This window comes from Chitinophaga sp. (assembly GCF_036569185.1).
Classification (GTDB): domain Bacteria; phylum Bacteroidota; class Bacteroidia; order Chitinophagales; family Chitinophagaceae; genus Chitinophaga.
Map to the genome: position 1 here is coordinate 1 of NZ_DATCRD010000126.1, position 7,470 is coordinate 7,470.

The following is a 7,470-nucleotide window of genomic DNA, read 5'->3' on the forward strand; positions in this document are numbered from 1 at the left end:
TTCATATACTTATATCTTTAGCTATCAGCCATTAACCAAATTTTCGCTAATAGCTACAAAAAGAAGGCGCAAAGGTACGAAAACATAGCGAGAATGAGGGTATCACGTTTTAAATAAATGTAATCATTTGGTCAGGTTAAGCATTCTTTTTGCAACAGACTGGCTATCATTGATTTACAATTAATTATATCCAGATATTGCTACCAGATAGCTTATGGCGTCAATTTTGCCCCCCTACCAACTGCGTTTTAACAGCCTAATATAACTTCATGAAAAAGAAATTGTATATCCTCGCCCTCGCTTGCCTGTCCTTTATCACCACCTCTCTATCAGCACAAATACCAGCCCAGGACATCACCCTTACAGATTACAAATATCCTTTTCCTGTACATTTTCTGAAGTTGCAGCTACAGGGGCAGTCCCTTCAGATGGCCTACATGGATGTACAACCCTCCCGCCCCAATGGTAAAACCATAGTACTGCTTCATGGTAAAAATTTTTGCGGTGCATATTGGGACAGCACCGCTGCAGATCTCAGCAATAACGGATACCGCGTCATCATCCCGGATCAGATCGGCTTTGGCAAATCGTCCAAGCCCCCGCATTTTCAATACAGCTTCCAGCTGCTGGCGCAAAACACTAAAACTTTGCTGGATACTTTACAGATAACAAAAACAGCTGTTCTTGGTCACTCTATGGGCGGTATGCTCGCCGCCAGGTTCGCTCTCATGTACCCGGAAGTAACGGAGAAACTGATCCTGGAAAATCCTATCGGGTTGGAAGACTGGAAAGTGAAAGTTCCCTATCAATCGACAGACAAGTGGTATAAAGCCGAATTGCAACAGAACTACGAAAAAATCAAACAGTACATGATGGACAGCTACTACGCCGGTAAGTGGTCGCCCGCCTATGATAAATGGGCACAATTACAGGCCAGCTGGACCAGCAACCCCGACTATTCCCTGGTAGCCTGGAACTCGGCCCTCACATATGACATGATCTTTACCCAGCCGGTGCTGTACGAGTTTGAAAACATTACCGCCCCCACCCTTCTTATTATAGGACAACGTGACCGCACTGCACTGGGCAAAGCCAATGTACCTGAAAACGTACGCAAAACATTAGGAAATTATCCCGAACTGGGAAACATCACTGCGAAAAAAATTCCACATGCTACACTGGTGCCGATTGAAGGTGTAGGACATCTTCCCCACATTGAAGCCTATACGAAGTTTATTGCTCCCCTGTTGGAATTCCTGAAAAAATAACAGGAAATTATTTGGACAATAGCCGGCGCATTAAATTTTGATGTGGTTAGGCCCGGAAGTTTAACCACGGAAACCACACTTTAATTACCCAGAGGGCGCACAAACCGCTCCCTCTGAGCCTGTTTACTCCTCCAGTAACTTCACCACATAATCCAGCGCGCTCTGGTTGGCCGGGTTATCCAGTGCATGGGCGATGTCCAGTTTCTCCCGGGAAGTAAGATGCCAGGATAATGCCGCCGCCTTATCCTGTTTCTGCGGCACATATTGGAAAATTACCCGGTGAAATTTTTCCGGGAAATATCCTTCCATGTAGTTCAGTAAATCATCCTGGTCAAAATCCTGCATGGCGCTCCAGTGTTGTTGCATGGTAAACAGCGGCTCAAACAACAGGTCGCCCAGGTCTTTTGTTTTTTTGATGGGAGAAATATCATTCTTGCGGGTATCGCGGATCTGGATATATACTACGCCGCTGGTATTCTCATTGATCCACTTTCTGAATGTATACAAATAACGCAAGGTGGTTTGCTGACCAAAGTTGTCACGGATCCCTGCATCCATTACATCTACAATCGGGTTACTTGGCAGAAACGCATTCGGCAGCACATACGGAAACGTTGCACACATGCGGATTGCACTGGTAACACGCAGGTCCATGGCATCCTGTGCGGCAAAATACTGTCCAAAATCAACCCCGTCAATATCCCTTACCTGCCGGGTGGGATACTGGTACTGCGGACTGCACAAATAACTGATCGGCTGCGGGGAAATCATTAACCGGCGCCCATCTGCATTAATAGTGGCATTCCATATCAGCATGGGAATTTCAGCCTCGGCTTCCGGCTGCCGGTAATCTTTCAGGGTTTTATCCAGCACGCTGTCGGTATGCTCATTCAGCTGCATTTCAAAAGCATAGCCCCTGTCTTTGGCATAGTGATTTTTCCCGATGTTGAAACTTCTCCAGGGCGTAATAAAATCATTTACAGCCATGGCAGAGAATACGGAGTTAAGCAAATCCTGCGACACCTTATCGGCATATATCTTATCAGACAACCGAACAGGCTTACCCTGTTGCTGCTGATAGTACAGCTCCCTGAAATAGCTGGCGCCAAGCATGCCCCCCGATGCGCCGGTCATAAGCACAGTATGCTTCATCAGGCGGCCTTTCAGCACACTATCCAGCCGTTGCAATACATTCACGCTCCATGTAGCGGAACGGCTACCACCTCCGCTGAAATTCATTACTATCAGCGGTGGCTTTTTCCCGGCCGGAAATTTCTTTCTCCAGTTCTCCAAAATAAGCAAGGTCTGTTGCTTATCAGTCTCATACTTCTCCCTGGTAAAAAACTGCTGAAGGGCTGCCACACTATACTCGGGTCGGGCCTTCTTCTCCCGGTAATTCAATCCGTAGGCTTTATTCCGGTTATCTACCCAGTTGTGCTCCACCATCCAGTTCAAAGCAAACAGCATCACCAGCAAAATGGGAATAGACCAGGTTTGCAGCATATAGGAAAAGGCGCCGGCAACGCCTATCAGGAATGCAAAGAAAATAAGCACACTGGCGCCGGCAGGAATCCTGAACATATCATAATCCATCAGGTAAGCCAGTATCACCAGGAACACCAGGGAACAACCTACCGTGATCATAGCGGCAAAGTGATGCTGCTTGAGGATACTGTCGAGATAATGTTTATTGTAATGGTCCACATTCCTGGCTCTCCTGACACGCCAGGGGGTGGAAAAATAATTGTGAACAGGAAGCGCATTCTCATCCGGATCCTGGTTGGGTTTCAGTATCGTCCGCAGAAAGTTACGTGGATTTCCAAAACGCTTTTCCAGTCGCCGGCCAATATTTTTATCTGCATTAAAGAAATAAAAAAAACAAAAGAAGAAGATAAACAGCACCCCACAAATAAACCCTTCCCCTAATAACATAATATCAGGAACCGTATTGAGTTGCTCATAACGCTGGTATTCCCATCCGCGGTATAGCATGCTGAAAATAAACACCAGGGGAATGATGGCATTATTAAGACAATACCTGAAAAATGGCTGGGAGGTAGTGGCCAGGAACTTGAATCGCCCTGTATGTAAAATAAAAGTGGTGATTTGCCAGCTCATGATAAACATACCAGTGGCCAGTCCCAGGATGGTAGTGCTATAGAAGTTTACTTTACCAAGATACTCGGGCGCCAGGTAAAGTGCATCTCCGCCAAACACCTTGGCAAAACCGCCGTTGATGGTACTGAACAGGATCACCCAAAAAATCAGTAATACCTGGTACTTCCTGAAATGCAGGAGCAGCAACTGTATAGGGAAAGAATAGTAAGTTTTTATCAGTAATAACTTCACCTTCATCAGACGATTATTACGAATAAACCTACGGAAAATTTACGGATTTATGGCTGCAGGAGTTTCGTCCCGGGCAGAAAAATCAGTTCCCGCTTCCCGTCCCCCTGCTGAGGAACAACGTCCAGATCAGCGATAACATCAGCAACATACCTACACCCTGGTGCAGGATCCCATAACTAACAGGAATCTTCACCTGGCTGTTCAACAGGGTAAGCACACCCAGCAGTACCTGTAATAATACCAGCAGCAAGGGGAGATAACGGATGGCATGTAACAGGCTGCTGGCCGGTGTTTGGGCCGCCTTCCACCACCATATGGCAATAAGAATGGTAATAAGATAAGCCAGGCCCCTGTGTATAAATTGAATAGTAATTGGATTATGCGCAATATCTGTAGCAAAACCTCCCTGTGAAAACATGCCTGCAGGCACCCAGGAACCATTAATGTCCGGCCAGGTATTCGCCACCAGTGCGGTATGTAATCCGGCCATAAAAGCGCCGTATACCAACTGCACTACCAGCAATATCAGCAGCCAGATATTCAGTTTGTATAAAGCGGGCACTTTTAATATTTCCACGGGGTGCACACTGAGCTTCAACGCAAACCAGAACACGTATGCCAGCAGCGCCAGCGCAGAAATAAAATGAATGGCCAGGCGTATATGGTTAACATACAGGTTTTCCTCATTAAGCCCGCTCTTCACCATAATCCATCCTATCAGGCCCTGCAAACCACCCAGTACAAACAATATGATCATCGGGTTGATCATACTCCTGTTGATCTTCTTCTTAATAATAAAATAGATGAACGGAATAATAAACACAAACCCCATCAATCTCGCCCAATCACGATGCAGCCACTCCCAGAAGAAAATAAACTTAAAGTCCGATAAGGTAAAGTGGTTATTAATGTATTTATACTGCGCTATCTGCTTATAGCCATCAAACGCTTTCTGCCAGGCAGCTTCATTCATAGGAGGAAACGCCCCCAGCAATGGCTGCCATTCTGTAATGGATAAACCTGAACCGGTTAAGCGGGTAATTCCTCCCAGCAACACCTGAACTATCAACATGCCCACGCCAATATATAACCAGATGGCCACGGGGCGGTTATTTTTTATTGTAACTGCTTCCATAAACGGTGCAAAAATAGGGAATGAATGCCGAACAAGCCGGCTAAATTCTCACATTATTTTAACAAAGGCGTAATGTTCTGTTAATCCACCTGTCGGAGCTTTGCCATGAAAATTAAAACGGCACCATTGTATTAGCTAATACCGCCCTGATTTAAAAAAAGAAGAACACATTAAAAAAATAATGTCATGAAACACTTACGTTTTGTTGTTTTAGCACCCAAAGTAGCTTTGTTGGTATTTGTAACTATCCTCTTCCCAATTTTACACGCTGCAGCCCAGTCAAAAACATTTGCCTATAATGCAGCGCGACTGGCAAAAGAAAAACCCGTACCCACAGCTCCTGTTGAAGCTTTCAACGTACACATCACACAATTACAGAAAGATCAGCTGTTATTCCAGCTTTCGGTAGATAATCCATCCAACGAAAAGCTGACGCTTTACATAAAAGACAACTACAATAACACGCTGCACCGCGAAACACTGCCTGCTACCCTGCGCTTTGAAGCACGTTACAACCTCGGATCTCTCGAGGATGGCGACTATACCTTCGAAATCAGGAGCGGAAAAAACAAACTGGCAGAAAAAGCGATTGCCATAAAAACGCAAACCCTGATCAACAGGAGCGTTTCCGTAACCGAGTAGTCCCGCATCTCATAATTGAAAAATGAAAGAGGTGGTATCCGTAAAACGGTACCACCTCTGTTTTTATTATCTGTTATCTCTTCATTACCTGCGTGCCGACTCATACACCGCCTCAAACATTTTCTCACGGGTATGTAATGCCGATATTTTCGTATTAACGCCACCGTTAGGATACACCCGGTTACTCAGGAAAATAAATACCAACCCCGAAGTGGGGTCTGCCCATACACAGGTGCCGGTATAACCGGTATGTCCGAAAGTAGCCGCAGAAGCGCTCCTGGCAGGATACGGCTCGCGCCGTGTGGCATTATCCTTTTCGGGTTTGTCGAACCCCAGCCCCCGGCGGCTGATGTTACTGTTGTAAGCGGTGAACAACTGCACGGTTTCAGGTTTTATATACTGCACCCCATTATATGATCCCTTGTTCAGCAACATCTGCATAATAACCGCCACATCATGCGCATCGGAAAATAACCCGGCATGCCCTGCCACACCACCAAACATAGCAGCGCCGGGATCATGCACATCCCCTCTTAACAATTGCATACGGAAAGAATACTCACGCTCTGTAGGAACAATCTGCGACAATGGAAAACGCTCCCCCGGTAAAAACCCGGTGGTAGCCAGTCCCAGCGGCTCATAAAACGTTTTCCTCACATAATCATTCAGCTTTTTTCCTGTTAACGTTTCCACGATCTTTCCCAGGAAAATAAAGTCACAGTCGCTGTAAACATAACCCTGCCTGGGCGACAGCTTACTATCCAGTATCCTTTGCCACATGGTATCCACATAGCTGTTCTCCATGTACATGTTATTGGCCACACGGATGCCATGGGTAGCATCGGCGCTGGTGTGATACAATACAGTATCAGGCCGCGCATTACTATAGAGCGTTTCTTTATAGAACGGGATAAATGCTACCAGGCCGGCCTGGTGCAGCAGGATATCACGGATACGCAGCCCTGCTTTATCTGTTCCCAGCACCTGCGGAAGGTACACACCCAAAGTAGCATCCAGGTTCAGTTTGCCTTCATCATACAGCCGCATCACCGATAAGGTGGTAGCGCATACTTTGGTAACAGAGGCCAGATCGTAGATAGATGTAGGTGTTACCGGTTCCTGTTTATTATATTCGTAATGACCAAAACAGCGGTTATAGATAACCTTTCCATCTTTCAGGGCCATTACCTGCGCACCCGGCGCAGCGCCGCGGGCAATCATATCGTTGGCCAGCGCATCGATCTGCAGTAATGCCTGCTCATTAATTCCAGCTTCCTTTGCGCTGGCAGTGGGCAATAAACTAAATTTATTTACTTCATACGTGATGCCGGTGCCGGAGGGCAGATCTGGACAAACCGTTACCGGCAGTTTACCGCTTGGCCCCAGTTGCCCGAAAAGCAGGTCGGCCGCTGCACGTTGAGTAGTGCTGTCGTCTTCATAAGCAGCCACCAGGTGAGGCGCATCACAGAAATACTGTATAGCATACGGATTGCCAAAAACAACAGTTGCCGATGGCATCTCGGATTGCAACTGCCGGATGATAAGCCTTTCTGCCATAGATAGTCCAAAATTACCGGCTGGCCGGCGACTGTAATTATGCAGGCTGATGATCACCGCACGATAATCGCGCTGGATGCGGGATACAATAGGCGCAATCTGTTGTACAGACTGGCGTGAAGTAAAAATAAACGCATCCGTTCCCGGCTTATAATTTTTTACTGCTTCTGTAAAAGTATTGCTGGCATCTGCTCCTACTGCCACTACTGCCAGCTTTTGCTGGGTCATGGCCGGGGAGAAAGGAATCAGTTTCTGCTGGTTGCGTACAAGGGTGATGGCATTTTCCGCAATACGTTTGCGCAACTGATCTGTTTTGGCGTTAATATCTTCCGTCAGATGATCGGTATCGATGTGCTGCGGTTGCCACAGTCCGAGGTTATATTTGGCGCGCAAAACTTTTTTCACCCGTGCATCTACTTCTTCCTGGCTGATCTTCCCGGCTTTGATGGCTTTCCTGATGGCCGCCACACTGCCGGCGGAAGTGGACGGAAGGATCAGCAGGTCGTTACCCGCCAGCAG

General features: G+C 46.7%; 5 protein-coding genes. 2 read left to right on the forward strand and 3 right to left on the reverse strand.

Going from position 1 to position 7,470, the window contains the following annotated elements:
* Nucleotides 1-269 precede the first annotated feature (269 nt).
* Entirely contained in the window at nucleotides 270-1,268 is a 999-nt protein-coding gene (locus VIM72_RS08860) for an alpha/beta hydrolase (protein WP_332002480.1), read from the forward strand.
* Between the two features lie 123 nt (nucleotides 1,269-1,391).
* Here the strand turns inward: VIM72_RS08860 and VIM72_RS08865 are convergent, their stop codons facing one another.
* Both VIM72_RS08865 and VIM72_RS08870 read right to left on the reverse strand, forming a co-directional pair.
* Nucleotides 1,392-3,623, reverse strand: a complete 2,232-nt coding sequence (locus VIM72_RS08865; protein ID WP_332002481.1) for a patatin-like phospholipase family protein — start codon at nucleotides 3,621-3,623, stop codon at nucleotides 1,392-1,394.
* 76 nt (nucleotides 3,624-3,699) lie between these two features.
* Nucleotides 3,700-4,752: a COX15/CtaA family protein gene (locus tag VIM72_RS08870; protein ID WP_332002482.1), complete on the reverse strand. Its 1,053-nt coding sequence runs from the start codon at nucleotides 4,750-4,752 to the stop codon at nucleotides 3,700-3,702.
* A gap of 186 nt (nucleotides 4,753-4,938) precedes the next feature.
* Between VIM72_RS08870 and VIM72_RS08875 the strand changes: the two genes are divergently transcribed.
* Complete coding sequence (locus tag VIM72_RS08875; protein WP_332002483.1) at nucleotides 4,939-5,394, forward strand: hypothetical protein; 456 nt, start codon at nucleotides 4,939-4,941, stop codon at nucleotides 5,392-5,394.
* 84 nt (nucleotides 5,395-5,478) lie between these two features.
* Here VIM72_RS08875 and VIM72_RS08880 read toward each other — a convergent pair.
* On the reverse strand, nucleotides 5,479-7,470 hold a 1,992-nt coding region (locus tag VIM72_RS08880), incomplete at its 5' end, for a serine hydrolase (RefSeq protein ID WP_332002484.1).